The sequence below is a fragment of the Halopseudomonas xiamenensis genome, assembly GCF_014219065.1.
GTDB lineage: Bacteria > Pseudomonadota > Gammaproteobacteria > Pseudomonadales > Pseudomonadaceae > Halopseudomonas > Halopseudomonas xiamenensis.
Genome location: NZ_JACLGO010000005.1, coordinates 125,166 through 151,823, shown reverse-complemented (window position 1 = coordinate 151,823; position 26,658 = coordinate 125,166). Strand labels below are relative to the sequence as shown.

The window sequence follows — 26,658 nt, the reverse complement described above, 5'->3', positions numbered from 1 at the left end:
ATGAACACGCAGCCACTGTTGGACATTCGCAATCTGTCGGTCGAGATTCCGACCGAATCGAGCACGCTCAAGGCGGTCCGGGGTGTCGATCTGGAGCTCAAGCGCGGCGAAACCCTTGGTATTGTCGGTGAGTCCGGTTCGGGAAAATCCATGACCGCGCTGGCCATGATGAGCCTGCTGCCACCGGCCGCCCGGCGCTCTGCGGCCTGCATTAATTTCGATGGTGCGGACCTGATGCAGGCCAGTGAGCATGACTTTGCCGTGCAGGTACGCGGGCAGCGCATCGGCATGATCTTCCAGGAGCCGATGACCAGCCTGAACCCGGTGTATACCATCGGCCGGCAACTGAAGGAAACCATGACGTTGCACCGCAAGGTCTCGGAGTCCGAGGCTGAGGTGCGGGCCATTCATCTGCTGGAAAAGGTCGGGCTGCCCGACCCGGCCAGCCGACTCAAACAGTATCCGCATGAACTTTCCGGTGGCCAGCGTCAGCGCGTGATGATCGCCATGGCGCTGATGAACGAGCCCGAACTGCTGATCGCCGACGAGCCGACCACAGCGCTGGACGTGACCATCCAGGCGCAGATCCTGCGCCTGCTCCGTGACCTGCAGCAGGAACTGGGCATGTCGATGATCCTCATCACCCATGATCTGGGTGTGGTGTCACGGGCAGCGGACAAGATCGCCGTGATGTACGCAGGTGATATCGTCGAGACCGGTACCACCGAAGAGGTGCTGCTGAACCCTCGCCACCCCTACACCCAAGGGCTGCTCGAGTGTGTGCCCGGCTACCGCAATGGTGCGTTGAAACGCCTCGGCTCCATCCCTGGTATCGTGCCCTCGATGACCGGCACCGTTCAGGGGTGCGCCTTTGCATCGCGCTGCCCACGTGCGGTGGACACCTGCAGGACGCAGACGCCGCCTAGCCAGGAAATCAGCCCACAGCGCATGTACGTCTGCCACGACCCGCAGGAAACCCGCGACTGGCAGCCCAGCCCGGCACCGGGCCTGAGCCAGGACATGCTGGTGTCGCCGAGCCAGGGTCAGACGCCGATCCTGTCGGTGAACTCGGTCAGTTGCACTTTCTCGGTACGCCGAGGGATGTTCGGCAAGCGCATACCGCTGCGCGCGATGAACGATATCAGCCTGCAGGTCAATAAGGGTGAGGTGCTGGCGCTGGTCGGTGAGTCCGGCTGCGGCAAGACCACCTTGACCCGTACCATCATGGGTTTGCAGCAGCCGGATACCGGGTCGGTTGTCCTTAATGGGCAGCGCATCGAGACACTGCCTGCGATGCAGCGGGCGCGGATGATCCAGCCGATTTTTCAGGACCCCTATTCGTCGCTGAATCCGCGCAAGACCATTGGCGAGATCATCGGCAAACCGTTGGCGGTGCACAAGCTTGGCAGCCGTCAGGAGCAATTGGCGAAGACCTACAGCATGATGGAGCTGGTCGGCCTGCCGCGTCGGGTGTTCAACAGCTATCCGAACCAGCTGTCCGGCGGCCAGCGGCAGCGTGCAGCAATTGGTCGGGCGCTGATCATGCGGCCTGAGGTGGTGATCTGCGATGAGCCGACTTCGGCGCTGGACGTGTCGGTGCAGGCGCAGATTCTCAATCTGCTCCTCGATCTGCGTGATGAGCTGGATCTGACCTATCTGTTCGTCACCCACAACCTCTCCGTGGTCCAGCACATGGCTGACCGGGTGGCGGTGATGTACCTGGGTGAAATCGTCGAGTGCGGCGATCGCGATGACGTGATGCTGAATCCGCGGCATCCCTACACCCGCGCCCTGATGGATTCGGCCCTGAGTATCGCACCGGGCGAGATAGTGCCCGACCTGGGCTTGTCCGGTGACTTTCCCAACCCGATGAATCGGCCTGCCGGCTGCGCCTTCAATCCGCGCTGCCCGATAGCCGAACAGGTGTGCCGCGAGCGTGCGCCGGCGCCGGAAATCATCGGTAGCAGCCTGGTCAGATGCTGGAAGGCGCAGCCCTCCAGCGACCGTCCCATAGCGTGATCAAACAATAATACAGAGGACCTTTTTCATGAAAATGCGTGTCTTGTTGTTCGTCGGTATCCTTTCTCTTCTTGCCGGTTGTTCGGCGGTCTCGGTAGATACACCTTATGTTCCGCTGAGTTTCGGCGATCGCGCCGGCTCCATCAACGTGGAGGCGGGTACACCGGACAAGCCGGTGACCATGCGTATCTTCTATTCACAGCCCCGGCAGATGCGCCCGGATACGCCGGTGGTGATCGTCATGCATGGCGGCCGTCGTGACGCAGAGGTATACCGCGATATCTGGGGCCGTTACGCGGCGCAATATGACGTGCTGGTGGTGGCGCCGGAAATATCGGAACAGAACTTCCCAACGGGCTGGGGCTACCAGGCCGGCAATTGGGTTACCCGCGACTCGTCATCGCTGGATGCCTCCAGGGGGCAGCGGATTCCACGCGAGCAGTCCTCCTTCGCTGCGCTGGAGCGCGCCTTCGATCAGGTGCGCCAGCAGTTCGGCCTGGAAGCTGAGCAGTACGATATCTATGGCCACGGTGGTGGTGCCCAGTTTGTTCACCGAATGGTGATGCTCTGGCCTGAGGCGCGTATCCGTACGGCGGTGGCCGCCAACGCCGGTAACTATACCTTCCCCGACGACAGCCTGCCGCTGCGCTATGGCCTGCAGAACACCGGTATCGACGATCAGAGTCTGGCGCGTTCCTACTCTCACCGTCTGGTGATCATGCTGGGCACAGCCGATGACGACCCCCATCACCGCATCCTCAATCGCACCGATGTCGCAATGGCCCAGGGACCGCATCGGTTGGCGCGTGGCAAGAACTTCTACGCCGCTTCCAGGGCCAAGGCCGAGGAACTTGGCGCCGCATTCAACTGGGAAGTCGAGACCGTCTACGACGTAGGTCACGATGCACGGCGCATGGCGCCGTCAGGGGCACGCCTGCTGTTGGCGGACAAACGGGAACGTGCCCTGTTCTCGGCCAACTAACGCAACGGTAAATCGGGGCGAAGTTGAATCGTTAACCGGCCTGGTGCCCAGGTCGGTAGCACACAGTCAGCAAGGAAGTCATACATGCATCAAGCGAACAAGATCGGCAGCCCGACGGCGCGCTCCAGCACCATGCTCAAGCATGGCCGCATCAGCTATCTCGAGCGTGGCGCAGGCGAACCCCTGGTGCTGTTGCACGGCATCAACGGCAATGCTAGCAGTTGGGAGCTGCAGCTGGACACTTTCTCGGCCACCAGGCGGGTGATCGCCTGGGACGCCCCCGGTTATGTCGATTCGGATGTCGCAGGCGACGACCTCACCGACCTGGCCCGCGTCGCTATTGCTTTCATCAGGCAGGTGACCGACGTGCCGGTCACCCTGGCCGGTCACTCCATGGGCGGGTTGGTGGCGATGAAGGTGGCGATTATGGAACCAGCGCTGGTTAAGCGTCTGGTGCTGTCCTGCACCCACCCAGGCCATGCCCTGGACCGTAACGGCGAGGCGGACGAGCGCTACAAGCGCCGTCTTGATGAGTTGCGTAACCAGCCGCCTGAAGTCTATGGCGAACGCAGGGCCAGGGGCATGTTGCCAGCCGGAACCGCGGCAGCGGTATTTCAGCGCATCGCCGACATTGCGGCCCAGTCACGACTGGAGGGTGTCGCTGCCGCGGCCTGGGCGATTCAGACTGCCGATCTAAAACCGGAGCTGGCGCGTATCCAGGCACCGACGCTGGTGATCACCTGTGACCAGGATACGGTGGCACCTTTGGCCAAGGCTCAGCCGCTGCTGGATCTGATTCCCGATGTGCGCCACGTTGCGTTGTCCGGGTTGGGGCACGCGCCCTATCTGGAGGATCCGCGCCGGTTCAACGCGGTCTTGGCGGACTTTCTGGCATCAGCCTGACGGGTAGGGGGCAGGAGATAGCAGCATGAGTTCAGGGCAACCGGCAAGCGAACTGTTCAGCATGGCCTCGAAGATCCAGGCCTGGCTGGATGTTGAGGTAGCGCTGGCCAACAGTCAGGCCGAGCTCGGCATGATCCCGGTAGAGGCGGCCAGGGAGATCGCCCGTAAGGGCAAGGTCGAATGTATCGATCAGGCAGCGCTGCAGCAGGACATACGACAGACAAGGGCGCCGATCGTTTCTTTGGTGCGCTTTCTGGCCCGCGCTTGCGAAGGTAACGCAGGTGATTATGTGCACTGGGGGGCGACCACACAGAACGTCATGCAGACCGCTGAAATCCTGCTCATTCGTCAAGCCCACCAGCAATTGCTGAACCGGCTGGCCGACTGCCTCGATGTCCTGGCAGTGTTGGCCGAAATCAGCGCGGACATGGTCATGGCCGGCAGAACCCAGCGCCGGCATGCATTGCCCATCACCTTCGGTTTCAAGGTGGCGGCCTGGATCGACGAACTGCTGCGCCATGAAGAACGCTTGCGCAGCGCCGAACCCCGCGTATTCACGCTCATCTTCGGAGGTGCCGTGGGTGCGATGCATTCCTTCGGCATGCAGGGTGAGGCTCTGAGTCAGCGTCTGGCGAGCCATCTTGCTCTGCACCGCTTTGAGGTGCCCAGCCGTTCGGCCAGCGACCATATTGTTGAATACGTTCTGCTGCTCGGTCTGCTCGCCGCAACCTGCAGCAAGATAGCGCAGGAGCTGTACGTGCTCATGTCCGAAGAAGTGGGCGAGGTCTATGAGGACCTGGGCGAGGCGGTGGTCGGCAGCAGCACCATGCCGCAGAAGGTCAATCCCAAGTTATCAGTCAATGTCATCGCGCTGGCGGCGCAGCTGCGTGCCCAGGTCGTTCTGGCTATGGATGCTTGCCAGAGTAGCCACGAGGGCGATGCAGTCTCAAGCAAGGTCCTCTATGCTGCAGTGGATACGGCCTGCCCGCTGGCCAACGACATGCTCTGTGAGCTGGAAGCCCTGCTGGGCAAATTGCGTTTGAATCCGGTGCGCATGCGCAGCAACCTGGAGCTGTCCGGCGGACTGATCAACTGCGAGAACGTGATGATGAAACTCGCCGGCGCCGGGCTGGGCCGACAGCTGGCGCATGACGTGGTGCACGAAGCGACCATCACCGCTGTCCGGACCCAGCGCCCGATAGGACAGGTGCTGACCGATAACCCGGTAGTCGACAGCATCATGCCCGCTGCCGAGATTCAGGCCGCACTCGACCCGGCAAGCCACTTGGGTGACAGCAGCCGGATAGCGTTGGCGCTCGCGCGGCGCGCTGGTGCTGAAGCGAAACGCATACGGCAGCATAGCCAAGGCTTGAGTGCTGGCCAGCCGATCTGAATAGCCTTAGCGGATTGAGCATGGAGCCTGAAAAGCGCGGGCAGGAGTAGTCTCGACTGGCTGTCATGGCGCCTACGTCGTTCAACGCGCCTCCTCCAGCACCTGCAGGATGGCGCGGATCAGCTCGGGGCTGGAGGCCACGTCGATCACGCCATTGACGATGAATTGCACGCCCACGCACAGGATCAGGAAGCCCATGATCTTGGTCATGGCGTGCAGGCCATTCACGCCCAGGATCTTCACCAGTCGGGTGGACAGGCGCAGGGTGAGGTAGACGATGGCCGCCACTGCCAGAATGCCGACGATGATGGAGACGAAGTCCAGCCAGCCGGTGGCCAGGGAGGTCAGGCCGATGGTCACCGAAATGGCTCCCGGGCCGGCCAGGCTGGGCATGGCCAGGGGCGTGAAGGAGACATCCCGCTTGCGTTTGGACTCCAGGTGCTCGGCCTTGGTCTGCAGGCCGTTGTCCTTGGGGTAGAGCATGCGCATGCCCACGCCTGCGACCAGGATGCCGCCGGCGATCCGCAGGCCCGGCAGCGACAGGCCGAAGAACTTCATGATGAAGGTACCGCCCACCAGAAACGCCACCAGGATGCACACCATGTAGATCACCGCCTTGCGGGCCTGCTCCTGGCGCTCGGCGTCGGTGTCGCCCTCGGTAATAGCGAGGAACATGGGGGCAGTGCTGAATGGATTGATGATCGGCAGCAGGGCGATGATGGCTGCTATGGCAAGTTGCATGGGTATTACCTTAACAAGTGAGTATCCGTTCGGGGACGGATTGTAGCCTCAGTTGCTGAAGGAAAGGGACACCTATGCAGGCATTGCCGATGCTCAGGGAATGAACAGCCGGTTGATGGTGACCGTCGGCGTGCCACATATGGCCGAACTGACGGAGCACTGCGCGATCTGGCTTCCAGTTGCGCTGTTGACCTCCACCGCTGCCACCAGGGCAATCAGCGAGCCCATGGCAAACACTGGCCAGAACGGCCATCTTTTCATTTTCATGGTTGGCCCCTTCTTGTCGGGTGTTATTTGGCACCATGCCGGATTTCTCCAATTGCTTCGAAGATTAGGCTCTCGATCCAGACCCGGCCTCGTCCATATGAGGTAGATGCGTTTATTACCGATGGGCGGTATCGACATGGCCCGTTGCCGCCCGCCTGGACGATGCCGGCACTGGCCCAGCCCCTAACGGGATAGCCAGCGTCGCTGCGCCAGCAACTGGGCGGGCCGGTGCCGGTGCACCCGGCGCGGGATGGCTGACATCAAGCCGACGGCTGGCTACAGCCCCTGCAATTGTCCCGTCGCCCAGCTGTGCGAGCGCAGGTAGATACGGTTGAGCTGCTCCAGCAGTTCGCTGGAGATATGTTCCAGCCGGCCCTGCTCATGGGCGATCACCAACCGCAGCAGGCGCCCCAGTTCGCCCTCGCCCTGAAGCACGGCCTGCTTGATCTGCTCGCTGAGGGGCAGGGTATCGAGCAGTTGTTCGCAGCTTTCCCCCAGCATCACGTGCATGAGTGAGAAGATGCCGACGGTGAAGGCTTCGTCCGGGGCGGCCTTGCTGAATTGCCGGGCCAGGGTTTCGCACATGGCGGCGCGGGTCAGCAGTTGCGGCAGCATCAACAGACTGGCCGGTCCGTTGCGGGCCAGCATCAGGGTGGTGACCAGTTGCTGCAGGCGCTGCATGCCGAGCATGACCAGTGCCTGGTGGATACTGGAGATCGCCCTGCTGCGCCGATAGGCGGCGGAGTTGGCCTGCCTGATCAGCGCTACGCACAGTTCCGGGTCCTGCACCAGCAGATAGGCCAGCCGCTGGAAGTCCGGGCTCTTGTTGTACAACGCATTGAGCAATTGCAACTGTGCGGCATGATTGCTGCCGCGCTGGCGTGCGGACAGTGCATGCACCTCCGGCCGGGCATAGAAGTAACCCTGGAACAGCGTGAAGCCGAGCGCCTGGCAGCGTTCGAAGGTGCCCATGTCCTCGACCTTCTCCGCCAGCAGCTGCAGGTCATGCTGGTGATACAGCTCGATACTGGCTTCATCCAGCGGCTGCAGCATGTCCACCTTGATGATGTCGGCCAGCTCCAGTAGCGGGCGGGTCTGCGGGGTCAGCACGAAATCGTCCAGCGCCAGCCGGTAGCCCTGTTCACGCAGCTGTCGCAGAGCCTGGATGATGGGTTGGTCGACGGTGACCGACTCCAGTACCTCGATAACGATCTGCTCGCTGCGGGGCGGGAGCAGCTCCGGGCTCATCAGCCAGTCACGGGGCGCGTTGAAGAACAGCGTACGCTGCCCGACCAGGGCTTCCAGGCCGATTTCATAGAAGGCGGTATTGCAGGCACGTACGGTGGCGGTCAGGCCACAGTGGATCTGTGCGTGGTCGCTCTGCTGGTTATTGCGGTAAAGCATCTCGTCGGCCACATGCTGCCATTGCGCATTGCAGATGGGCTGCAGGGCAATGCAGTAATTCTCAGCAGGGCTGGCTTTGCTGGACACACGGCGATCCTTTTGCAGTGGCTCTGGGGCTATGCTGTACCGTTGCTCATGCCCAAGTCTAATCTATTTTACTGCGCCGGGATGGGGGGAGAGGGAACACGCGTCTGATGGGCTGGTTGGAGAGGGGTAGGCGCCCGAAAGCGCCTATCGCTGTTTAAAACGACTTGGAGGCCGAGAAGGTGACATTGGAGTCACAGTAGCTACTCTTGCCATACCAGTCGGCACAGGTGCTGCCTTTCAGGTTGGTATCGGTGTAGGCCAGTGCCCAGTCGATATCCAGGAAGGTCTTGCCCAGGGTGACGGCCCAGTCGTTGTACTTTTCCTTGGTATCGGTGGGCTCATTCAGCGGGTCCTTGGTGTCGGTCCGGCCAAAGTGCAGGTCCAGGCTGAAATCGGCGGGCAGGGCGAAGCCGTAGCCGATATAGGTGTACAGGGCGCTGTCCGACTCGTAGGCATACTTGGCGCCCAGGGTCAGGCCGTACAGGTGGATGCTGGCCAGAATCTCATCGGTGGCGCGGACACCTTTGGGGTAGGTGTAGGTGGCCCATTGCAGGTCGTAGCTGATCTCGTCGGTGATATCCCCGGCAAAGCCGGCATAGTAATCGATCTCGATACTGCCCCCGTCGAAGGCATCCGAGTCCACGTTCGAGGCCCAGGCACCGATGTACAGCCCGCTCTCGTGGCCGATGTCCAGGCCGCCCTGGATGGCGCCGGCCCCGGCGGTCTGGGACTGGCCGCGCCAGATGTAGTCAGTGGCCAGCGTGACGTTCATGCTGGCATCCAGCGTGCCGATGGCGGTGTCGAACTCCTCGGTATGCGCCAGGTTGGCAAAACCCAGGGTACTGATGGTGGCGATTGTGCCTGCGAGTTTCTTCATCATCATTGCTACTCCATGTCTGTGTTGGCATGAAGTCCCATAGCATTTTGCTTGCCATATTTTGTTATTCCTTATTATTCAATGGCTTGTAAGTTTTCTGACATGCGGGAAGGGGGCCTGGGGCGCTATTGGCGAGGCGGCATGTACCGCAATGGTGCAGGGCACGAGATGGAATGGTGCAAGTCGCTGCTAGAGTGAGTGTCAGGTATAGCGAGAAATGCGGAGCAGCCGATGAGAGTCGTGATCAATATCGATGTCCCGGATCTGGCAAGCGCCATCGATTTCTACTGTCGGGCGCTCGGTCTGCGGCACAGCCGAACCCTGGACGGCGTTGTTGCCGAACTGCTCGGCGCCTCCAGCATCATCTATCTGCTGCAGAACGAGGCCGGTTCGCCCAGCTCGCCGGATGCAGTGGAGGGCCGGCGCTATACCCGGCACTGGACGCCGGTGCACATGGATTTCGTCGTGGAGGATCTGGCCACGGCGACAGAAAGGGTGCTGCGGGCCGGTGCCTTGCGCGAAAGTGGCTGTGTGCAATGGATGGGCTCGAAATGCATTACCTTTTCGGACCCGTTCGGCCATGGTTTCTGCCTGCTGGAGTTCGATGATGGCATCTACCGGGCTGAACCGTCGTTGCGATCTGGGGCATAAACTTCGCTGTGCGAAGAATAATCAGGCTATTTTTCAAGATTGATTCTCATTGACGTTTTCTTGGTAAAGATATATCTTACGATGCATCTTTAAATCATGAGGCCGTAATGGCGTGAAACAGGACGATGCGGGAGGCGCGGTGCAGCGCGGTAGTCAATTGACCCGCGGGCGCAAGTTCAATGCCGAGGAGCTGCAGCTCAAGCTGCTGTGGTGCCTGCGCGATGCGCCTGCCCATGGCTACCAGTTGATCAAGAGCCTGAGTGAATTGTCGCAGGGCTACTACAGCCCCAGTCCGGGCGTGTTGTACCCGGCATTGGCCCAGTTGCAGGCCCGGGGGCTGGCTGAGGTGGAGCAGAGCGGCAAGCGCAAGAGCTATCGCCTTACCGCGGCGGGGCGAGAATACCTGCAGGCGCACCACCAGCAGGCCGAACTGCTGATCGCGACCCTGCGCCACGCGGCGAAGAAGATGCAGTGGCTGAGCCTGGCCGGTGAAAGCGAGGCACAGGCGGCCGCCGCCACCGGCTGGCTGCCGGAGTTCATCCAGGCACGCAAGTCGCTGCGTGCCGCGCTGCTGGCCGGCAGCGATGCGGATCACGCCCAGCAGCGGCGCATCATCGAGATATTGCAACGCGCCGCTGCGGACATCCTGGCGGTATCGGACAACCCATAACCCTTTCGAGTCGAGGATAACCATGAGCAACGATCTTCTTGCGGTACAGAAAGTACGTCATCCGATCAAAGTGCGCCTGCTGGAGGTCAAGCGCGTCACCGAGCTGACGCCAGCCATGCGCCGCATCACCCTGACCGGCGAGGACCTGGCCGGTTTCCATTCCGGCTCCTTCGACGATCACCTGAAGCTGCTGGTACCGGAGCGGGCCGGGGCCCGGCCGAACATGCCGACCCTGGGTGAGCAGGGGCTGGTGTTCGCCGAGGACGGGCCCCGGCCGGCGATGCGTGACTACACACCGCGGCGCTACGATCCGTTGACCAACGAGCTGGATATCGACTTCGTTCTGCACCACGATGGCCCGGCGACCGACTGGGCCACGCATGCCGAACCGGGGCACCTGATCGGTATCGCCGGGCCGAGGGGTTCCTTCATCATTCCTACTGCGTTCGACTGGCACCTGCTGATCGGCGATGAGACCGCCATCCCGGCCATCGGCCGACGTCTGGAGGAGTTGCCCGCGGCGGCCCGGGCGATCGTCATCATCAAGACCGCAAACGAGCAGGCCAGGCTCGACTTTGCCAGCCAGTGCGCGCTGGATATACGTTGGGTCACCGAGGCTGCCACGCCCGCCGAGGGAGTCGGCGCGCTGGAGGCCGCGGTGCGTGAGCTGGTGCTGCCGGAAGGCGAGGGATATGTGTGGGCAGCGGGGGAGTACACCGATATCAAGGCGGTTCGTCAGTACCTGACCACCGGTCTGGGGGTGGACAAGGGGCGTATCCGCGCCGCCAGTTACTGGCGCCGGTCGCAGGCCAACTCCCATGAGCATTTCGACTGATCTGGCGGCATATTATTGAAGAACTTCACTGAAGGTCCTGTCGCCCGGCAACTGGGTGTGTTTGCGCTGCCCATCGTGTTGAGCAGTCTGCTGCAGGTAGGCATGCAACTGATCAACGGCCTGTGGGTGGGCAACCTGTTGGGCAGCGCGGCCTTTGCCGCGGTGACGGTCGGTATCATCCTGATGATGTTGGTGCTGGCCTTCATGATGGGCGTCAACCAGGCGACCCTGACGGTCTTCGCCCAGTTGCGCGGCAAGGGCGATAATGACGCGATCCGCTCCTACCTGAGCGCTTTCGTCATTCTCCTCGGGCTGCTGGCGCTGGGTATCAGCATTGCTGGCTATGTGTTCGCCGATGCCCTGCTGGCGTTGCTCAACACGCCGGCGTCGATCCTCGACGAGGCGCGGGTCTATCTGCGCATCAACTTCGTCGGCACCCTGCTGCTGGTCGGCTACAACTTCATCAGCACGGTGCTGCGAGCCTTCGGCGACAGCCGCACGCCGCTGTACTTCGGCCTGCTGGCGACCTTGCTGACCGCCGTGCTGTCGCCGCTGTTCATCGGAGTGCTGCAGTGGGGCATCGCCGGGGCGGCGCTGGCGCTGGTGCTGTCCCAGGCGGTGGTGTTTCTCTACAGCCTGTTCTATCTGGCCAGGAAGTTGCCGGGGCATGGTTTCCGCCTGCAACTGCCCAAGCGGGCGGAGGTGATGACCATCCTGCAGCTGGGGGTTCCCTCCGGCGTGCAGATGATCGTCATCCATGCGGGGACGACGGTCATCCTGTCGCTGGTCAACAGCCTGGGCGCTGACGCGGTGGCGGGTTTTGGCGCGGCCCAGCGGCTGGACAACATCATCCTGTTGCCGGCAGTGGCGCTGGGTACCGCGGTCACCGCGATGGCGGCGCAGAATATCGGCGTTCAGCAGTGGGCACGCGTGGGGCGGATTACCAGGGCGGGCATCTTCTACAACGTGACCATCATGCTATTGATGGCCAGCGTGCTGTATATCTGGGCCGAGCCGCTGGTCAGGCTGTTCATCGAGGACGCCGGCAGCGTGGCCTTCGGCACCTCATACCTGAAGACCATCGCCTTCTTCTATCCGTTCATCGGTCTGAACTTCATCTTCAATGGGGTGGTACGCGGCGCCGGGGCGATGTTCCAGGTGCTGGCGCTGAATATCATTTCCCTGTGGGTACTGCGTGTGCCGCTGGCCTACTGGGCCACTTCCGTTTACGGAGACAATGGCGTGGCGCTGGGGATTGGCATCAGCTTCCTGATCAGTTGCGGGTTTTCCTTCGCCTACTACCGCTGGGGTGGGTGGCGCGGTAAGCAGCTGTTCAAGTGATGCACTGGGGCGAAGTATTGCAGGCGTAGCGCCCGAACCGGGGCGCTACGCCTCTGGGCAGAGCGTCAGGCCTGCTTGGCCAGCTCCGCCTCGATCGCGGCAACCAGTCGTGGGTCATCTGCCGCCATATCCGGTGCGAAGCGGGCCACCACCTCGCCGTTGCGGCCGATCAGGAATTTCTCGAAGTTCCACAGCACATCCTTCGGCTCGCCGGGATTGATGCCGAAGCCCTGCAGGCGCTCGCGGAACGGACCGTCGCCGATGGCCTGGGGCTGTGCGGCGGTCAACTGGGCATACAGCGGGTGCTGGTCAGCGCCGACTACCGAGATCTTCGAAAACAGCGGGAACTGGACGTTGTACTCGGTGGAGCAGAAATCCTGGATCTGCGCATCGGTACCCGGTTCCTGGCCCTTGAAGTTGTTGGCCGGAAAACCGAGTACTTCCAGGCCCTGCGCGCGCTTGTCCTGGTACAAGGCTTCAAGCCCTGCGTACTGGGGTGTGAGCCCGCACTTGGAGGCGACGTTCACCACCAGCAATACCTTGCCTTTGTGGTTGGCGAGGGTATCCGGGGTGCCGTCGATACGGGTAAGCGGGATCTGCTGCAGGGCGGTCATGGCGTTTCCTTTGTTTTTCTGATGAATGAAGCTGCAGCTTAAACCAGATACAGGCACCGGTGGAGGGCTGGATATCTGCTGTTTTGTGTATAATCAGCGAGTCTGCTCCGGCAGGCACTACCAACGCCATGGAAGTGAGGACGACCTCACTTCGTCATTCGAGCGGGGACGGCCCCATTCAGAGGTAGATATGAATTGGGTCATTCTTGTTATCGCAGGTCTGTTCGAAATCGGTTGGGCCATCGGCCTGAAGTACACGGAGGGGTTCACCCGTCTGTGGCCGACGCTCGCCACCGCCTTGTCCATGCTGATCAGTGTCTGGCTGCTGGGTCTGGCCATGAAGACCCTGCCGGTGGGTACTGCTTATGCGGTCTGGGTCGGGATTGGCGCGGTGGGTACCGTGGTCCTGGGTATCCTGCTGTTCGATGATCCGGCCAGCCCGTTGCGCCTGATCAGCCTGGCGCTGATCGGTGCCGGGATCGTCGGCATCAAGTTGGCCAGCGTGTAGGCGTGTTATGCTCGGCGCCCACTGCAACGGGTGCCGAGCATGCCTGACAATCCCCTGGTCGAACTCTATCGCGATGACTGGCTGCTGGCCGTGCACAAGCCCGCCGGATTGCTGGTGCACCGCAGTCCGATAGATCGCCACGCCACCGAGTTCGCTCTGCAATATGCCCGCCAGCTCAATGGCGGCGAGCATGTCTATCCCTGCCACCGGCTGGATCGCCCGACCTCGGGCGTGCTGCTGTTTGCCAGGGATCCGGCTACCGCCAGTGCCTTCGGCAAGGCGCTGATGGCCGGTGAGGTAGGCAAGACCTACCTGGCGCTGGTGCGTGGCTGGCCGGCGGAGCAGGGTGTCATCGATCATCCGCTGCGCGAACACGCCACTGACCGGCGCCTGAAGGATGAGCCGCAACCGTTGCGCGATGCGCTGACGCATTTCCGGCGGCTGGCCAGTACCGAGATCCCGGTGCCGGTGGAAGGTTACCCGCAGACCCGCTACAGCCTGCTGGCGCTGAATCCGCAGACGGGGCGCAAGCACCAAATACGCCGGCACATGCAGCACATCAGCCATCCGATCGTTGGTGATACCAATTACGGACGCACCCGCCACAACCATTATTTTGCCGAACGCTTTGGTTACAGCCGGTTGATGCTGGCAGCCACCGAGCTGGCCTTCCGGCATCCGGTGACCGGGCAGCCGATGGTGGTGCAGGGTTTGCCGGAGCACAGCTTCATGCAGATGCTGTCGATTTTCGCTGAAGGCCTGCCGCCGCTCCTTTCGGCAGCGCCACCGGTCGGTTGAAAGCGGCAGGCCGGCAGTCAATCGAGAATCAGCACATGTCCATCATTGGGGTTGATGCGACCGTTGACCAGGGTGTCGACCAATGTCGGGGCGGCATCGAGTCCCTGATGATTCTGCAGTGTGATCCAAGGTGAACCGGGCTCACGCACACGCTCGATAAAGCTCAGTTGCGCGACATTGAAACGCCGCGTCACTTCCGCCGGGCCCCAGTCGGCATTGCGCTTGCGGATCTGGTTGGGCGCAAAGTAGGTCTGCGGCTTGGGGCCGGACAGTTTCAGTTGCTGTTCGCTGATATGGTCCTGGCTGTGCGCCGAACCGGCATAGCAGTCGTGCATCAGCGATGCACCGAAATGTGCGTGGATACGCTGGCGCAGCCCGGCGTTGCCGGAGAAGTCGACATACAGGGTGGGCACAGCGGCATCCAGCGACTCCAGTTCGTCATAGCTCAGGGTTTGCTGATAGCAGCCCAGGCCTTGCACATATTCGCGGTTGCCGGCAGAGGTGAGGCCCACCAGTTCCACTTCATCGTGACCTTGCAGGCAGAAGACCGTGCCGAACGCGGTCTTGCTTGATGCGCTGGAAACCACGATGCGCCTGGCATCGAAGAAGCGGTTGTCCTGCAGATAGTCGGCGAGCATGAACGAGGTGATGAACAGCGGCCGCAGCAGCATCTGGTAGTCCTCGTTCTCCGGGCGGTACGCCGCGTCGGTGCTGTTGCGCTGGTACTGGTTGTAGGCCGAGGTCAGCTCCAGACGATGTTCGCTGCCATCATAGAAACCCCGCTCGGTTACCCGCACCGGCTGCACCAGAAGATGGCTGGCTATCGGCCAATAACCATAGAAGCGCTCGCCGATGCTCAGGCCCTCCACCGTGCTGCTGACCACCTCGGCAAAGCCCCAGGCCGGCATGTGCCCCCAGCCTGCATCCGCAGTAGGGAAGAAGTCCCAGTAGCGCAGGTGCGGGGTATCGCCGAAGGCGGCATAGGTGATGTTGTTGGTGGTCAGTGCCAGGCGGCTGATCTTCAGTAGCGCCTGCCCGGCTTGCAGTGCGCCCAGGGTTTGGGTGACGATGCGGGTTCGCGCGAGATCGCGTTTGTCCGTTTGCAGGCTTTGGATCTGAGTCATGATGAGTTCCCATGGAAAGTATCTTGCGGTACCCAGACTGTACGGCAGCTCCCGCTTGAACGGGTTCGGATAAGCATGAGCGGAAAACTCACCCCTGCACCCCGCAGCAAACCGCTGAAGCGACCTACCCAGGCCCGCGCCCGCTTTACCGTGCAGGCGATATTCGACACCTATGTTCGGATTTGGCAGCGTGACGGCTGGGCCAGGCTCACCACCCGCGCGGTGGCACTGGAGGCGGGCGTGGCGGTGGGTACCCTGTACGACTATTTTCCCAGCAAGGAAGCGCTGCACTCGGCGTATGTGCGCCACTGTATTGAAACGCTGATCCAGGCGGTGCAAGAGCAGGTCGTCCAGCCAGCGGACCTGGCCTGGCCACAGCGAATCCATCTGCTTGTGCAATTGCTTGGCGGCATGCATGACCTATCATGGTTCCATCCGGACATGATGGAGCTGGAGCCGCTGGTTGCCGAGCACAAGCACCAGCAGCGCGCCTGCGCCGAGTTCCTGGCCATGTGGCGGCGCGTGTTCGATGCCTGCACCGATCTGCCGCAGCAGCCGGATGACAGCCTGATCGAAGCACTGCACCTGGCCGTATGGGGTGGCCGCCGCTATGCCATGCAACTGCACCTGGACGAGCGGCGCATGCAGCACTGGGCGCGGGAGATGGAGCTGCTCTGTGTGGCCCGTTTGCGAGGACTGGGAATATGATTGGTGCAGTGCCGCTGGTTCGGGTGCGCAATGTTCTTCAAGCAAAGGTCATCTTCATGCGACTCGTTCTTGTCTGTCTTGCGTTTCCCACGGTTCTGACGGCATGCGGGTCAGCAGAACCACCCTATGGGCTGTACGAGAAAAAGGTCCCGGTGTGTTTCCATACCCCCGAAGGGTTTGACTGTGAAGCAGAGGCGTCCAATACGCTGTTGATCACCCCTCTTGAGTCAGGGGAGGCCCGGGTCGACCTGGAGATGGTATTCACCAATGGCCACGCCTGTTCCGCAGCGGGTGCCGTGGGAACCTGGGCGGGTGAACGCCTGCTGGTCAGCGTAGGCACCGGTGCGGATGCCTGCCAGTTCACGGTTCGCTTCGCCGACCAGGAAGCGACCTTGTCAGACGATTCCGATGCACCCTGTCGCACCAGGATATGTGGAGCGAGAGGGGTGCTGGAGGGAATGGTGTTGCCGTTCAAGGAGCCTGCAAGATGAAGTCTCATATCACAGTGATTACCCTCGGCGTCGACGATCTGCAACGATCTCTGAGCTTCTACCGCGATGGCCTGGGTCTGGCGACCGAGGGCATCGTAGGCGAAGAGTTCGAATATGGGGCTGTGGTGTTCATCGATATGCAACCGGGTTTGCGTCTGGCATTGTGGCCGCGCCGGAGCATCGCGCATGACACCGGGTTGGTAATCGGTTCACCCAACCCCACGGACATGACCCTGGGGCATAACGTCAGCTCTGCCGCTGAAGTCGATGCTGTCATGGCTAGGGCGAGCAGCGCCGGTGCGGTGGTCGTCAAGCCGGCGCAGGATACCTTCTGGGGCGGTTATGCCGGCTACTTCCAGGACCCGGACGGGCATCTGTGGGAGGTTGTCTGGAATCCCCAGTGGCTTGAGTGACGGCGGGCTGGCGATATGGTCGGCATAGCCGCGGAACGAGGTATTGCGCCAGGCGATATTGGACGAGTCTGCTGCCGGTTGTCGGCGACCGCCCAGTTCGAATGCCCAACGGTCCAGATAGTGTCTGCCTGGGGCATGTTCAGTCTATCCTGGTCAGGGCCTCTTCCTTGTGCATGGCGATATGATCGGTCTTGTCGCTCTTGATCTCGTATTGTGGTGAGTCCTTGCTTGCCCGACGCGGGTGCCCCTTGTAGGTGGTATCTGCGGTATGCACCTTGATGATGGTGCCGCTGACGCGGCCCGCTTCGGAATTCCAGCTGACATGGTCGTGGACCTTGAACTTCATGGCTGTTGCCCTCGTTAGCTCGTTACTGTTGTGACCAGCGGCAGGCTGGAAGGTTTGCCCGCGGTTTGGCGCCGCTTGGCGCTACTGGCCGGGCAGGACTAGTCTGTCCGGGAGGCATACCCCTTCATACTACGAGGATACCGACATGGAGACGATGGAGTTGCACCGTGGGCGTTTGATCGATCATGTTCAACTGGTGGTGCGGGACCTGCCCGCTGCGAGGCAGTTCTATAGCGCGATCTTCGATGTATTGAAGATTCCTCTCGGTGGTGCTGGCGACGGGTTTTTCTGGGCGGATGAGCTGGTTGTCTCGACCGCGAACTCCGAGGCGGCCCGGGGCGAACTGACAGGTCGTCAGCACCTGGCATTCCAGGCGCGCGACCGGGCCATGGTTGAGGCCTTCCATCAGGCGGCCCTGGCCAATGGCGGCAAGGACAATGGTGCTCCGGGGTTGCGTCCATACCATCCCGATTACTACGCCGCCTTCGTTCTGGACCCGGAGGGCAACAATATCGAGGCGGTCTATCACGGCGAGGCATGGCGCAGCGCGCCGTCGGTGCATATCACCTTCGAGGCAGAAAATACTTGATTGTTATAATATAACGAATCATATTGCTTCCCTTGTCCGTGGCGTGGGGCTGCGGAACATCGATATTGCATCTGTGGGGAAGCATGAAAAGGTTACGTCATCCATTGGCTGCGGCAGTTGCCCTGGCCAGTCTTTCCGGGTTGCCTGCATTGGCGGCCGATTCCTTGAGCCTGCCGGATACCACTGTCAGCGCCTCGTCTCACGGCAGCAGCGCGGGGGAGCTGAGCTCCTCGGTCGAAGTGCTGCGTGGTGATGATCTGGTCACCGGCAGGTCGGCGACCCTGGGCGACACCCTGTCCGGTCTGCCGGGTGTGCATTCCAGCGGCTTTGGCCCCGGTGTCGGCCGGCCGGTCATCCGTGGCCTGGATGGTGCGCGGGTACGGGTATTGAGTGATGGGGTGGGCGTACTGGACGCCTCGACCAGCAGCCCGGATCACGCCGTTACCAGCGAGATGCAGTTGCTCGAGCAGGTGGAAGTCCTCAAGGGGCCGGCGACGTTGATGTATGGTGGCGGTGCCATCGGCGGGGTGGTCAACCTGATCGACCGGCGCGTGCCGACCTATGTTCCCGAGCGTGGCTTCGAGGCGGATGTGGAACTGCGTGGCAATACCGTGGCCGATGAGCGTGCCGGTGCCTTCGGGGTGACGGCTGGTAGCGGTCAGTTCGCGTTGCGGCTGGAAGGCAGCAAGCTGGAGGCTGATCCCTACGATATCCCGGGTAGCCCGTCACGCCAGGAAGGCGCGTTCAACGAGTCCGATTCGGCCGCCCTGGGCTTCAGCTGGATCGGTGAGCGCGGTTACCTCGGGCTGGCCTACAGCGAGCAGAACCGGGAGTACGGCCTGCTGGCGCACGAGCATGCCGATTGCCATACCCATGGCCCCACCTGGCATTGCGGTGGTCATGATCACGGACATGACGACGATGATGATCATCCCCACCACGATCATGACCACGCTGCGGCGTTCATCGATATGCGCCAGAAGCGCTGGGACCTGCGTGGCGAATACCGTGATCCTTTTGCCGGCTTCGAGAAGGTGCGGTTGCGCATGGCCCACACCGACTACCAGCACAAGGAAATCGAAGGCAGTCACGTCGGTACCCGTTTCGACAACCAGGGCAGTGAGGCGCGTGTGGAGCTGACCCACCGGCCGGTCGCCGGCTGGCGTGGAGTCATCGGCGGGCAGACTACGCGGCGGGACTTTTCCGCGCTGGGTGAGGAGGCCTACGTTCCGGCGACACTGACCAACAACCATGCAGTTTTTCTGGTCGAGGAGCTGCAAATGGGTGGCTGGCGCCACGAGATCGGCCTGCGTCATGAATGGCAGAACGTGGATGTGAAACGCACGGCGGCCGATGTGTCCCACCGCGGCACCTCGATTGCTGCCGGCACCACCTGGCGCTTCGTCGCGGACCACGCCCTGTTCGCTAACCTGTCCCGTTCCCAGCGCCTGCCGACTGCCGAGGAACTGTACGCCAATGGCCCGCATGCCGCGACCCGCACCGTGGAACTGGGCAATGCCAGTCTGAAGGAAGAAACCGGCTACAACCTGGAAGTCGGTCTGCGCAAGCTGGCCGGCACCCTGACCTACAGCCTCAGCGCCTTCCGTAACCAGGTGGATGATTTCATCTATGCCGCTGATGCCGGCTACGATCCGGGTGGTGGCTACCGTGTGGTGGAGTACCGCCAGGACGATGCGCTGCTGCGCGGCTTCGAGGCCAGTGTCGGGGTGCGTGCCACCGAGGCGTTGCAGATAACCCTGTTCGGCGACAGCGTGCGCGGCAAGTTGCGCAATGGCGGTGGCGACCTGCCACGGATCCCGGCGGACCGCTATGGTGTGCGTCTGGAGCAGCGCCTGACCAGCCAGTTGACCGGCGAACTGGAAAGCTATCGGGTGCGGCGCCAGGACAATACCGCGGCCCATGAAACCACGACCGGTGGCTACAGCATGCTCAATGCCGGGTTGAGCTACCGGGGCCACAGCGCCGGCGGTATGGACTACCTGCTATATGCTCGGGCCAACAACCTGCTGGATGACAAGGCGCGGCAGCACACCTCCTACATCAAGGACGAGGTGTTGTTGCCGGGGCGCAACCTGACGGTGGGTATGCGCCTGAGCTTCTGATCGGCATTTGAGCAAAGCGCTCCGGGCTGTAACACTGTGCGGCACGTGTTCAGCCTGGAGCCTATGCCATGTACAAACTCTGTTTCTATGTCCCCGAACCCCACCTGGAACCGGTCAAACAGGCAGTGTTCAGCGCCGGTGGCGGGCAGATCGGTGATTACGATAGCTGCTGCTGGCAGGTGCTGGGCCAGGGGCAGTTTCGCCCGCGTCAGGGCGCCAATCCGTTCATTGGCAAGACGGGTGAGCTGGAACGGGTGGCCGAGTACCGGGTGGAGCTGGTATGCCGGGACGAGCTGATCCGCGAGGTAGTGGCCGCGCTGAGGGCAGCCCATCCCTATGAGGAGCCGGCGTTTGATGTCTGGCAACTGGCGGATATCTGAATCCGGGCCGCAGCAAGGGGCATGGAATGAAAAAAGGCCACGCCCGCCAGGGCGTGGCCTTTGCTCGACAGCCGGAGCTGGTTACTTGGCGCCGAACGGCTGCGGCCGGGGTGTGTCGTTGGTCGACGGCGGCAGGATCGGCATGGTGAAGGTCGGCTGTTGACCGGTCAGGGTCTTGAGGAAGGCAACCACGTTGTTGATTTCCCCCTCTTCCAACTGGCGGCCCAGCTGCAGGCGAGCCATGACATCAGTGGCCTCTTCCAGGGTCCAGTAGGCGCCATCGTGGAAGTAGGGGTAGGTCAGTTCCACGTTACGCAGCGTCGGCACCTTGAAGGTGAAGCGGTCCGCATCCTTGCCGGTGACCGCGACACGACCCTCGGCCGGGTTGCTGGTCTGGTAGGCCTCGACCACACCCATGCGTTGGAACGAGGTGCCGCCTGCCGCCGGGCCATTATGGCAGGCCACGCAGCCGATGGACTTGAAGGTTTCGTAACCGGCCAGTTCCTGTGCGGTGATGGCGTCGTCGTCACCCTTGAGCCACAGGTCGAAGCGTGAGTTCGGCGTGACCAGGGTTTCCTCGAACTCGGCAATGGCGTCGGTGATGTTCTCGATGGTGATCTCGGGGCTGCCATAGACTTTGGCGAATTCTTCCCGGTATTGCGGGATCGAGTTGATCACATCAATTGCCAGCAGGTGACTGGAGGCCATTTCCATCGGGTTGGCGATCGGGCCGCCGGCCTGTTCCTGCAGGTTGGCGGCGCGGCCATCCCAGAACTGCGCCACGTTCAGGCTGGAGTTCAGCACGGTCGGCGAGTTGATCGGCCCTTCCTGCCAGTTGTGGCCGATCGAGGTCGGCAGGTTGTCACTGCCGCCTGTGCTCAGGTTGTGGCAGGAGTTGCAGGAAATGAACCCGGACATGGACAGGCGCGGATCGAACCACAGCTTCTTGCCCAGTTCGACCTTTTCCGGCTCGGCGCTGACATAGGGTTCAATCGGCTTGATCAGCTCGGTGGTCAGGCGGTCGGCATGCGCATGCATGCTCAGACCGAGCCCGGCTGCGATAGCGATAGTCAGTAGTTTTTTCACGGATAATGCTCCTTGACATGTAGCACGACAGACATGGTTCTGTGGCCATGTTCTTGATGGTGATAGTGTTCACCAGGCGCGCCGGGAGCGTGTTGATCTGGGTCAAGGTCTTATTTCAACGAGGGTTCCATCGGGTACCAGTTCCCAGAGTTCCTGCATGCTGCGGTTGTCCAGAGCGATGCAGCCGTTGGTCCAGTCGAGCCCGGTAAAGAACCACTCGGGATATTCCTCATCCACCGGCGTGCCGTGGATCATGATCATGCTGCCGGGATCGGTGCCGCGCTTCCAGGCTTCGGCCCGGTCCTTGAGGTTGGGATAGTCCAGGTGCAGGCTGAGGTTGTAGCTGGGGCTGTGGTGGCGCCAGTCGATACTGTAGATCCCCTCCGGCGTGCGATTGTCGCCCCGTTCCCGCTTGTGCCCGACCGGCTGCTTGCCCAGGGCGATACGGTAGTGACGGATCACCTGGCCCTGGCTGATCACCTCCAGGCGCCGCTCGTGCTTGTGTATCAACAACTGATCGATGGGCGGTGGCGCGGCCAGGCAGCCAGCAGCGAACAGACCGAGCAGCAGGGTGGCCAGCCAGCGGCTCATCGCGGACTGCCGGATTTGCCGGGGGGCCAGGTGATATCGCTCATGCGTACCGGGAAATGCCGGGTAGGGTAATCGAGGAAATACTGGCGCAGGGTCTTGCCGATGGTGGGGAAGGCCAACTGATCCCAGGGAATTTCCGCCTCGCTGAAGAGTCTGACCTCCAGGCTCTCGTCGCCGGCGGCGAAGTGTGGCTCGGCCAGCTGACCGCGGAAGAACATGTACACCTGGTTGATGTGCGGCAGGTTGAACAGCAGGTACAGTTGCTGCGCCGCCACCCTGGCCCGGGCCTCTTCCCAGGTCTCGCGCAGCGCTGCCTGCTCGGTGGTCTCGCCATTTTCCATGAAGCCCGCCGGCAGCGTCCAGAACCCCCGGCGCGGTTCTATGGCGCGGCGACACAGCAGCACATGCCGGTCCTGGGTGACCAGGCAGCCGGCGACGATGCGTGGATTCTGGTAATGGATGACCTGACAGTGATCGCACACATAACGGGGACGATTGTCACCTTGCGGGATACGCTCGGTGACGGCCTGTCCACAATGGCAACAGAATTTCATGTTGCGGATACTCCCGGCTCTGGCATGCCGCTATCTTGCGTTGCAACGGTCCGGCGGTAAAGGGGGACGCAGCCATGTTGGTCGCTATGACGGCCTATTTCGGTAGCATATGAGATGCTGGGAGATGCTGGCCCGGTGACGGTGATCATGCCATGATTGGGAAAAACGACGAGGTAGGTTGCATGCTGGACAAAGTACGCTCGCGGGTTCCCGGGTATCGACCGCGAGCCGTAGAGGCGGCCGGTTTGCCGGAAGCGGGGGTTCTGGTGCCGGTAACCTGTATAGACGACAAGCCGGAAATCATTCTCACCTTGCGTTCCAACAGCCTGTCGACCCATTCCGGGGAAGTGGCGCTGCCCGGTGGGCGGCGCGATCCGGGAGATGTCGACCTGGCGTATACCGCGCTGCGCGAGGCCCACGAGGAAATCGGCCTGCTGCCGGACCTGGTGGAGGTGGTGGGGCCGCTGGGCAGCCTGGTGTCGCGTTTCGGCATCAAGGTCACGCCCTACGTCGGCATAGTGCCGGATGTCTTCGACCTGCGCCCCAACGAGAGCGAGATCCAGGAAGTGTTCCGGGTACCGGTGAGCTACTTTCTCGGAGACAACCGGGAAATGACCCACCGCATCGACTACGAAGGGCGCAGCTGGTATGTGCCCAGCTATCGCTATGAGGGTTTCCGTATCTGGGGGCTGACCGCGCTGATCCTGGTCGACCTGATGAACGTCGCCTTCGATGCCAATATCCCGCTGCGCACTCCCCCGGACGAGTGGAGCGACCCAACCAAGGAGCAGTGATGAAGTACAGACTGGGCAATGACCGTGTGGAAATGGCCGATGACGCCTGGATTGCCGACAGTGCAGCGGTGATCGGCAAGGTGCGCCTGGAAAAAGGGGCCAGTGTCTGGTTCAACGCCGTGCTGCGTGGCGATTGCGAATTGATCCTGATCGGTGAGAACAGTAACGTCCAGGATGGCGCGATCATGCATACCGACTATGGTTTTCCGCTGACCCTGGGCAAGGGTGTCACCGTTGGCCACAAGGCCATGCTGCATGGCTGTACCGTGGGCGATGACAGCCTGATCGGTATCAATGCGGTGGTGCTCAATGGCGCGAAGATCGGACGCAACTGCATCATCGGCGCCAATGCGCTGGTCCCCGAAGGCAAGGAAATCCCCGACGGCTCGCTGGTCATGGGGTCGCCCGGCAAGGTGGTGCGCCAGTTGAGTGAACAGCAACAGCGGGCGGTCGCCGCCGGTGCCGTGCATTACGTGCACAACGCCGAGCGCTACCGCCGCGACCTGCAGCCGCAGGACGACTGATGCAACAGGAGCAACCGGTGCGGTCCCCCTGTGTGCATGTCTGCTGCCTGGATGACAACGACATCTGCACCGGCTGCCAGCGCAGCGGCGCGGAAATCACCGAATGGGGGCGTGCCAGCAATGAGCGGCGCCGGGACATCCTGCGTATGTGTGAGCAACGGGCCCGCGAGCAGGGCCTGTGGTTGAATATTGGAAGTGTAGAAGGATGATCGGCATGCCCTGTATCGGAACGCCATTGACCGGGAATGCTACCCGTGTACTGCTGCTCGGCTCAGGTGAGCTGGGCAAGGAAGTGACCATCGAGCTGCAGCGACTGGGCTGCGAGGTCATTGCCGTGGACCGCTATGCCAACGCCCCGGCGATGCAGGTGGCGCACCGCAGCCATGTGATCAACATGCTGGATGCCGTGGCGCTGCGTCAGGTGATCGAAACCGAGCGGCCAGCGTATATCGTGCCGGAGATCGAAGCCATCGCCACCGCCGTGCTGGTGGAGCTGGAAGCGGAGGGCTATACGGTCATCCCCACCGCCCGCGCCGCGCAGCTGACCATGGACCGCGAGGGCATCCGGCGCCTGGCCAGTGAAGAACTGCAGCTGCCCACCTCGCCCTATCGCTTTGCCGATGGTCATGCGGACTACCTGGCGGCGGTCAGGGAGATCGGCCTGCCCTGCGTGGTCAAGCCGGTGATGAGTTCCTCCGGCAAGGGCCAGAGCCTGCTGCGCAGCGAGGACGATATCGAGGCGGCCTGGGCCTATGCCCAGTCGGGCGGGCGTACCGGCAGCGGTCGGGTGATCGTCGAGGGCTTCGTCGATTTCGACTACGAGATCACCCTGCTCACCGTGCGGCATATCGGCGGCACCAGCTTCTGCGCGCCCATCGGTCACCGCCAGGAAAGCGGCGACTATCGCGAATCCTGGCAGCCGCAGCAGATGAGCGAGCAGGCCCTGGCGCGGGCGCAGGATGTGGCCCGGCGCATTACCGATGCGCTGGGTGGGCGTGGCGTGTTCGGCGTCGAACTGTTCGTCAAGGGCGATCAGGTGTGGTTCAACGAGGTATCGCCACGGCCGCATGACACCGGCCTGGTGACGCTGATCTCCCAGGAGCTGTCCGAGTTCGCCTTGCACGCCCGGGCTATCCTCGGGCTGCCGATTCCGCAGATACGCCAGTTCGGGCCGTCGGCATCAGCGGTGATCATGGCTGACGGACGTTCCGACAGCGTCGGCTACGGCAATCTGCAGCAGGCGCTGAGCGAGCCGGATACCCAGCTGCGCCTGTTCGGCAAGCCGGGAGTTGATGGTCTGCGGCGCATGGGCGTGACGCTGGCACGGGACGAGGATACCGAGCTGGCCAGGGCCCGAGCGCTGCGCGCGGCCCAGGCGGTGCGGGTGGAATTGTAGTGACCAGCTTGCGTGGCGGAGCGGCGTAACGCCTGAACGCGGCCCGGCGCGCTACATCCCAGGGTTGTCGCGCGCCTGCGCGACGACAGGGTTTGCCGCGCTGCCGGCGACGCAGTCAGTCCACGTCGGTCAACGGCCCGGTGTATTGCCGACAACCGGCTGGGCACCGAGCCGCCAGATACGCACGCTCTTGATCATGTTGTCCTTGGTCTGCAGGATTTCCAGCCGGTAATCTCCGATGCTCAGGCCGACGCTGTTATCCGGAATATGTTCCAGGCGCTCGGTAATCAGCCCGTTCAGGGTCTTCGGGCCATCTTCGGGTAGTTGCCAGTGCAATTGGCGATTGATGTCGCGCAGGTACACGCTGCCGTCGATCACATAGGTCCCATCCGGCTGCGGGTGGATGTCGTGGCTGGCCGGCAGCAGGTCGGTGGTGAACTCGCCGACGATCTCTTCGAGAATGTCTTCCAGGGTCACCAGCCCGATCACATCACCGTATTCATCCACCACGAAGCCGATGCGCCGCTTATGCACCTGGAAATTCAGCAACTGGGTGTGCAGCGGGGTATTTTCCGGGATGAAATAGGGGTCCTTGCAGGCGTCGATCAGGGCCTCCTTGGTCAGCTCGTCGCGGCTCAGCAGCCGGGCGATGTCGCGCATGTGCAGCAGCCCGGTGACATTGTTGATATCCCCGCGAAACACCGGTAGCCGGGTGTGATGGCTGGTCTGCAACTGGTCGCGGATGATCGACATGTCATCGTCCAGGTCGATGCCATAGGCCTCGTTGCGCGGCACCATGATGTCGTTGACGGTCATCTTTTCCAGGTCGAGGATGCTCAGCAGCATGTTCTGGCGTTTGCGGGTGATGCCCAGGCTTGCCTCGTTCACCACTGTGCGCAGCTCCTCGGTGCTGAGCTGGGCATCATTGCTGCCCGTCGGATTGATTCCCATGAGGCGGAGCAGGGCATTGCTTATCGAGCTGCATAGCCAGACCACCGGGTAGAGCACGCGCTGCAACAGGTTCAGCGGGGCGCAGACGCGGAAGGCGATCATCTCAGGATGCAGTGCCGCCAGCGTCTTTGGCGTGATTTCACCGAAGATGAGGATGACGATGGTCAGCACCACGGTGGCGATGGCGATACCCGCGTCACCCCACAATTGCACCGCGATCACGGTGGCGATCGAGGCGGCAAGGATATTGACGATATTGTTGCCCACCAGGATGGTGCCCAGCAGGCGGTCGGGACGACCGAGCATCTGTTCGGCGCGCTGGGCGGCGCGGTGGCCCTTCTTGCTCAGGTGCCTGAGACGGTAGCGGTTGAGGCTCATCATCCCTGTCTCGGAGCTGGAGAAGAAGGCCGAGCAGATGATGAGCAAGACCAATATCAGTAACAGTACGCCGGTGCTTGTGTCACTCAAGAGTTACCTCGGCACGGGTTGGTGGGGCTG

General features: G+C 62.2%; 31 protein-coding genes. 20 read left to right on the top strand and 11 right to left on the bottom strand.

Translation table 11 applies throughout. The features are described from left to right. The 4 genes from H6X51_RS20460 (at position 1) to H6X51_RS05150 (ending at position 5,297) form a co-directional block, all read left to right on the top strand. Positions 1-2,019, top strand: a complete 2,019-nt coding sequence (locus H6X51_RS20460; RefSeq protein WP_185266446.1) for an ABC transporter ATP-binding protein — start codon at positions 1-3, stop codon at positions 2,017-2,019. A 28-nt stretch (positions 2,020-2,047) separates the two neighbouring features. Further along, positions 2,048-3,001, top strand: coding sequence for a hypothetical protein (locus tag H6X51_RS05160; RefSeq protein WP_185266445.1), 954 nt, complete (start codon positions 2,048-2,050; stop codon positions 2,999-3,001). A gap of 84 nt (positions 3,002-3,085) precedes the next feature. Beyond that, on the top strand, positions 3,086-3,904 hold the full coding sequence (locus H6X51_RS05155; RefSeq protein ID WP_185266444.1) for an alpha/beta fold hydrolase: 819 nt from the start codon (positions 3,086-3,088) through the stop codon (positions 3,902-3,904). Positions 3,905-3,929: 25 nt separating this feature from the next. Then, complete coding sequence (locus H6X51_RS05150; RefSeq protein WP_185266443.1) at positions 3,930-5,297, top strand: class-II fumarase/aspartase family protein; 1,368 nt, start codon at positions 3,930-3,932, stop codon at positions 5,295-5,297. An 81-nt stretch (positions 5,298-5,378) separates the two neighbouring features. Here H6X51_RS05150 and H6X51_RS05145 read toward each other — a convergent pair whose 3' ends face one another. From H6X51_RS05145 to H6X51_RS05130, 4 genes are all read right to left on the bottom strand, one after another. Beyond that, positions 5,379-6,038, bottom strand: a complete 660-nt coding sequence (locus H6X51_RS05145; protein ID WP_185266442.1) for a MarC family NAAT transporter — start codon at positions 6,036-6,038, stop codon at positions 5,379-5,381. A gap of 93 nt (positions 6,039-6,131) precedes the next feature. Next, positions 6,132-6,305, bottom strand: coding sequence for a hypothetical protein (locus H6X51_RS05140; protein ID WP_185266441.1), 174 nt, complete (start codon positions 6,303-6,305; stop codon positions 6,132-6,134). Between the two features lie 276 nt (positions 6,306-6,581). Beyond that, positions 6,582-7,796 carry an EAL and HDOD domain-containing protein gene (locus H6X51_RS05135; protein WP_221627224.1) on the bottom strand — a complete coding sequence of 405 codons (1,215 nt, stop codon included), beginning with the start codon at positions 7,794-7,796 and terminating at the stop codon, positions 6,582-6,584. Positions 7,797-7,950: 154 nt separating this feature from the next. Next, positions 7,951-8,676, bottom strand: coding sequence for a TorF family putative porin (locus tag H6X51_RS05130; protein WP_185266440.1), 726 nt, complete (start codon positions 8,674-8,676; stop codon positions 7,951-7,953). A gap of 228 nt (positions 8,677-8,904) precedes the next feature. Between H6X51_RS05130 and H6X51_RS05125 the strand changes: the two genes are divergently transcribed. The 4 genes from H6X51_RS05125 (at position 8,905) to H6X51_RS05110 (ending at position 12,170) form a co-directional block, all read left to right on the top strand. Continuing rightward, entirely contained in the window at positions 8,905-9,324 is a 420-nt protein-coding gene (locus tag H6X51_RS05125) for a VOC family protein (protein ID WP_185266439.1), read from the top strand. 112 nt (positions 9,325-9,436) lie between these two features. Further along, positions 9,437-9,994 carry a PadR family transcriptional regulator gene (locus tag H6X51_RS05120; RefSeq protein WP_221627223.1) on the top strand — a complete coding sequence of 186 codons (558 nt, stop codon included), beginning with the start codon at positions 9,437-9,439 and terminating at the stop codon, positions 9,992-9,994. Between the two features lie 22 nt (positions 9,995-10,016). Then, positions 10,017-10,829 (top strand): siderophore-interacting protein, encoded by an 813-nt coding sequence (locus H6X51_RS05115; protein WP_185266438.1) that lies wholly within the window; start codon positions 10,017-10,019, stop codon positions 10,827-10,829. A gap of 15 nt (positions 10,830-10,844) precedes the next feature. Further along, positions 10,845-12,170 carry an MATE family efflux transporter gene (locus H6X51_RS05110; RefSeq protein WP_221627222.1) on the top strand — a complete coding sequence of 442 codons (1,326 nt, stop codon included), beginning with the start codon at positions 10,845-10,847 and terminating at the stop codon, positions 12,168-12,170. 65 nt (positions 12,171-12,235) lie between these two features. On the opposite strand, the gene H6X51_RS05105 is transcribed toward H6X51_RS05110, so the two are convergent. Further along, positions 12,236-12,784, bottom strand: a complete 549-nt coding sequence (locus H6X51_RS05105; protein ID WP_185266437.1) for a glutathione peroxidase — start codon at positions 12,782-12,784, stop codon at positions 12,236-12,238. Positions 12,785-12,974: 190 nt separating this feature from the next. Here H6X51_RS05105 and sugE point away from each other — a divergent pair, with 190 nt between their 5' ends. Together sugE and H6X51_RS05095 are read left to right on the top strand one after the other, a co-directional pair. Then, positions 12,975-13,292: a quaternary ammonium compound efflux SMR transporter SugE gene (gene sugE / locus H6X51_RS05100; protein ID WP_185266436.1), complete on the top strand. Its 318-nt coding sequence runs from the start codon at positions 12,975-12,977 to the stop codon at positions 13,290-13,292. A gap of 39 nt (positions 13,293-13,331) precedes the next feature. Next, positions 13,332-14,090, top strand: a complete 759-nt coding sequence (locus H6X51_RS05095) for a pseudouridine synthase (protein ID WP_185266435.1) — start codon at positions 13,332-13,334, stop codon at positions 14,088-14,090. Between the two features lie 17 nt (positions 14,091-14,107). Here H6X51_RS05095 and H6X51_RS05090 read toward each other — a convergent pair whose 3' ends face one another. Continuing rightward, the gene (locus H6X51_RS05090; protein ID WP_185266434.1) at positions 14,108-15,214 is read right to left on the bottom strand and encodes a DUF2855 family protein; all 1,107 of its coding nucleotides are present in this window, start codon (positions 15,212-15,214) and stop codon (positions 14,108-14,110) included. A 75-nt stretch (positions 15,215-15,289) separates the two neighbouring features. Here H6X51_RS05090 and H6X51_RS05085 point away from each other — a divergent pair, with 75 nt between their 5' ends. From H6X51_RS05085 to H6X51_RS05075, 3 genes are read left to right on the top strand one after another with little or no spacing between them, the layout of a single operon-like run. Continuing rightward, a complete protein-coding gene (locus tag H6X51_RS05085; RefSeq protein ID WP_185266433.1) occupies positions 15,290-15,922 on the top strand; it encodes a TetR/AcrR family transcriptional regulator in 633 nt (210 codons plus the stop codon). Then, positions 15,919-16,413 carry a hypothetical protein gene (locus H6X51_RS05080; RefSeq protein WP_185266432.1) on the top strand — a complete coding sequence of 165 codons (495 nt, stop codon included), beginning with the start codon at positions 15,919-15,921 and terminating at the stop codon, positions 16,411-16,413. Before H6X51_RS05085 ends, H6X51_RS05080 begins: the two co-directional genes overlap by 4 nt. Beyond that, positions 16,410-16,826 carry a VOC family protein gene (locus tag H6X51_RS05075; RefSeq protein WP_185266431.1) on the top strand — a complete coding sequence of 139 codons (417 nt, stop codon included), beginning with the start codon at positions 16,410-16,412 and terminating at the stop codon, positions 16,824-16,826. The genes H6X51_RS05080 and H6X51_RS05075 overlap by 4 nt, the downstream gene beginning before the upstream one ends. Positions 16,827-16,965: 139 nt before the next feature. Here H6X51_RS05075 and H6X51_RS05070 read toward each other — a convergent pair whose 3' ends face one another. Further along, on the bottom strand, positions 16,966-17,172 hold the full coding sequence (locus H6X51_RS05070) for a hypervirulence associated TUDOR domain-containing protein (protein WP_185266430.1): 207 nt from the start codon (positions 17,170-17,172) through the stop codon (positions 16,966-16,968). Positions 17,173-17,317: 145 nt separating this feature from the next. On the opposite strand from H6X51_RS05070, the gene H6X51_RS05065 reads away from it, so the two are divergent. From H6X51_RS05065 to H6X51_RS05055, 3 genes are all read left to right on the top strand, one after another. Continuing rightward, a complete protein-coding gene (locus H6X51_RS05065) occupies positions 17,318-17,761 on the top strand; it encodes a VOC family protein (protein ID WP_185266429.1) in 444 nt (147 codons plus the stop codon). Between the two features lie 83 nt (positions 17,762-17,844). Next, entirely contained in the window at positions 17,845-19,884 is a 2,040-nt protein-coding gene (locus H6X51_RS05060; RefSeq protein WP_185266428.1) for a TonB-dependent receptor, read from the top strand. 68 nt (positions 19,885-19,952) lie between these two features. Next, positions 19,953-20,264 (top strand): Nif3-like dinuclear metal center hexameric protein, encoded by a 312-nt coding sequence (locus H6X51_RS05055; RefSeq protein WP_185266427.1) that lies wholly within the window; start codon positions 19,953-19,955, stop codon positions 20,262-20,264. Between the two features lie 81 nt (positions 20,265-20,345). On the opposite strand, the gene H6X51_RS05050 is transcribed toward H6X51_RS05055, so the two are convergent. The 3 genes from H6X51_RS05050 to H6X51_RS05040 form a co-directional block, all read right to left on the bottom strand. Beyond that, the gene (locus tag H6X51_RS05050) at positions 20,346-21,302 is read right to left on the bottom strand and encodes a cytochrome-c peroxidase (protein ID WP_185266491.1); all 957 of its coding nucleotides are present in this window, start codon (positions 21,300-21,302) and stop codon (positions 20,346-20,348) included. A gap of 150 nt (positions 21,303-21,452) precedes the next feature. Next, complete coding sequence (locus H6X51_RS05045; protein ID WP_185266426.1) at positions 21,453-21,941, bottom strand: L,D-transpeptidase family protein; 489 nt, start codon at positions 21,939-21,941, stop codon at positions 21,453-21,455. Beyond that, complete coding sequence (locus H6X51_RS05040; protein WP_185266425.1) at positions 21,938-22,495, bottom strand: NUDIX hydrolase; 558 nt, start codon at positions 22,493-22,495, stop codon at positions 21,938-21,940. The genes H6X51_RS05045 and H6X51_RS05040 overlap by 4 nt, the downstream gene beginning before the upstream one ends. 182 nt (positions 22,496-22,677) lie before the next feature. Between H6X51_RS05040 and H6X51_RS05035 the strand changes: the two genes are divergently transcribed. From H6X51_RS05035 to purT, 4 genes are read left to right on the top strand one after another with little or no spacing between them, the layout of a single operon-like run. Further along, the gene (locus H6X51_RS05035; RefSeq protein ID WP_185266424.1) at positions 22,678-23,289 is read left to right on the top strand and encodes an NUDIX hydrolase; all 612 of its coding nucleotides are present in this window, start codon (positions 22,678-22,680) and stop codon (positions 23,287-23,289) included. Next, the gene (locus H6X51_RS05030) at positions 23,289-23,813 is read left to right on the top strand and encodes a gamma carbonic anhydrase family protein (RefSeq protein ID WP_185266423.1); all 525 of its coding nucleotides are present in this window, start codon (positions 23,289-23,291) and stop codon (positions 23,811-23,813) included. The genes H6X51_RS05035 and H6X51_RS05030 overlap by 1 nt, the downstream gene beginning before the upstream one ends. Then, entirely contained in the window at positions 23,813-24,022 is a 210-nt protein-coding gene (locus H6X51_RS05025; RefSeq protein WP_185266422.1) for a DUF1289 domain-containing protein, read from the top strand. Before H6X51_RS05030 ends, H6X51_RS05025 begins: the two co-directional genes overlap by 1 nt. A 5-nt stretch (positions 24,023-24,027) precedes the next feature. Continuing rightward, a complete protein-coding gene (purT, locus tag H6X51_RS05020; protein WP_185266421.1) occupies positions 24,028-25,209 on the top strand; it encodes a formate-dependent phosphoribosylglycinamide formyltransferase in 1,182 nt (393 codons plus the stop codon). A 129-nt stretch (positions 25,210-25,338) separates the two neighbouring features. Here the strand turns inward: purT and H6X51_RS05015 are convergent, their stop codons facing one another. Further along, positions 25,339-26,628 (bottom strand): HlyC/CorC family transporter, encoded by a 1,290-nt coding sequence (locus H6X51_RS05015; protein ID WP_185266420.1) that lies wholly within the window; start codon positions 26,626-26,628, stop codon positions 25,339-25,341. Positions 26,629-26,658: the final 30 nt, after the last annotated feature.